The 2,139-nt window shown below is 34.2% G+C and carries 2 protein-coding genes; one reads left to right on the top strand and one right to left on the bottom strand.

The genetic code is table 11. The annotated features are described in order from the left end of the window. A partial coding sequence (locus BBROOKSOX_RS12525) for a transposase (protein WP_218973737.1) occupies positions 1-257 on the top strand: 257 nt, incomplete at its 5' end. A gap of 694 nt (positions 258-951) precedes the next feature. Here the strand turns inward: BBROOKSOX_RS12525 and BBROOKSOX_RS10345 are convergent. Then, on the bottom strand, positions 952-2,139 hold a 1,188-nt coding region (locus tag BBROOKSOX_RS10345), incomplete at its 5' end, for a hypothetical protein (RefSeq protein ID WP_180323999.1).

The following is a 2,139-nucleotide window of genomic DNA, read 5'->3' as shown; positions in this document are numbered from 1 at the left end:
GTAGGGCGGGATGGCATATGACGAAAGCAATTCGTTGTTTTAGCAATGTTACATTATTACCATTACCGCCTTATTCTCCAGAACTGAATCCAGTGGAGCAACTATGGCAACAGATTAAACAAAGATTTTTGTCTAATACTACATTCCAAAATTATGATGATATTATTGAAAGATCTTGTCAGGCTTGGAATGAAATACTAAGTGAGGATGGTTTTATTAAAAATTTGTGTAGTAGAGAGTGGAGTTTTTTGGTTTAGTTGTTTTTTGAATTTGGTATAAGAAATTTTAAAAAGTTGTCAGAGGTTTTTGGGTAATGTATGGCGCTGTGTGCGGTCATGAGAAAGTTATTGGTCATCTCTTATGGGGTATTAAAATCTGGACAGCCGTTTGATGTGAATTATGCAAAATAATAATTAAATTGGCTTGCTTTTGCATTAATGACGGGGTTTGGGGTAAAACCCCAAGGGCAACTCTGTTGCCTAAAAGTCAATGACAAATAAAAATTAAAAAAAGGTTGACTTTTAAGACAGTATCTTATTTACATATTTACTAAAATAGGAGTCCTCAAGGCACCTTTTTTTCAATTATTTTATAAATTACACACTAATCCTAATTATTCCAGCATGGGTTTGTTTTTAATTGAATAGCCAGCTTAGTTTGAAAGAAAAATATAAAATTATCAGGTTTACAATAACAAAAGACGAAAACCAAAACAACCTAAAAATTTTATTTTTAATAGAATTGTCAATAGAAAGCGATGGCAATGTGTATGCAGATTCAGAAAATTCATCAAACTCCTCTCCTTTAATAAATTTATAAATATTTAAATTGCAATAACTGAATATAATTGCAAGTAATAGAGCTTGTATCAGACATTTTTCACTACATAATCTATATGTTGGATGCATTGTAAAAAACATAATAACAAAACTAAAAACAACAATATATTTTTTATTCATTATTGCCTAATTCTTTTCCTGGCCCTATTCCAGCGCCTATTTTATCAGATGCTGTCTTTGAAACTCCTGTTCTTCTCAATCCTTTGGGGACAACTCTGTCAATAATATTATTTGCTGTTTTTTCAAAATTTCCACTTTTAAAATCATCTACTAAATCTACAGCACCTTTTCCAATTTCATAAACCCTCCCAGGAGGAGTCAAACTAAACCCAGTCTCCGCAACAGCCTTCAAATCCTCTTTCGTTTTAACCTTAGACTTCGAAACATATTCTTCTTTTCTCAACACCTCAACTCCATTTAAGTTTTGCTCTGGTATTTTTATTATTTCTTGCTTAAAAGGTCTATTATTCAATAAATTGATCGCTGATTCAAATTCTCGTTTAGTTTTATACTTGTTGCGTAAAAAAGGCGGTTTGCTTAATTCTCTTTTAATTTCTGCAAGTTTTTCTTGTCTGTTTTTATCATACAACTTTTTATATTTTATTCTAATATTATTTTTACATTTATATCCATTTTTACCACATTCTGTCATTTCTCTTGCGTAATTCATCTGCTGATTTACAAGTAAAAAATCCTCCCCCTTGCTCTTATCAATCCCAGCATAATCCTGATTGTTGTTGTTAACAAGCTTTTGGTTTCTCTGTATTTCTGCTGGTGTGTTGCCTAAGTTGTTATTGTTGGTATCTGCTAAACTGCCATCGCCATAGTTTTCTGAGGCGAACTCAACATAATCGCTAAAGTCGTCTCCATAGTTTTGGGCGTAGATTTCATTGTCTGCTTTGCTTGCGTTGTTCTGTGGGTTGGTGTTGATACTTGGGTCTTGGTTGTCTATCGCATGGCTGGTTTCATGCCCTAGGGTGGTTGCTAAATCTTTGGTGTTATTAAGGTTGACATCGTTTAGGTAGATGCCGTTGTCTTCGCCGTAATGTCCTTTTCTGTTATCTTGGCTATCTGTAACCAGTTTTATATCCACGGCTTGCGTGTAGCCCAACTCAACCATAACGCTACTCACCAGTTCTGTTGCTAATTGTTGTTTTTGTGTTGGTGTTAAGTTAGGGTCGGTTAAGGCTTTGGCTAGTTTTGGGTTATTGGCTATTTTGGCTGTAACGGCTTCATCGGTTTTGTGGAGTTTGTCTACTTCACTGAAGAAGTCTTTGAGTTCTGTTCTATCGGTATTGAC

The organism is bacterium endosymbiont of Bathymodiolus sp. 5 South (assembly GCF_900128535.1).
Classification (GTDB): domain Bacteria; phylum Pseudomonadota; class Gammaproteobacteria; order PS1; family Pseudothioglobaceae; genus Thiodubiliella.
This window is presented reverse-complemented; position numbering and strand designations above follow the sequence as displayed.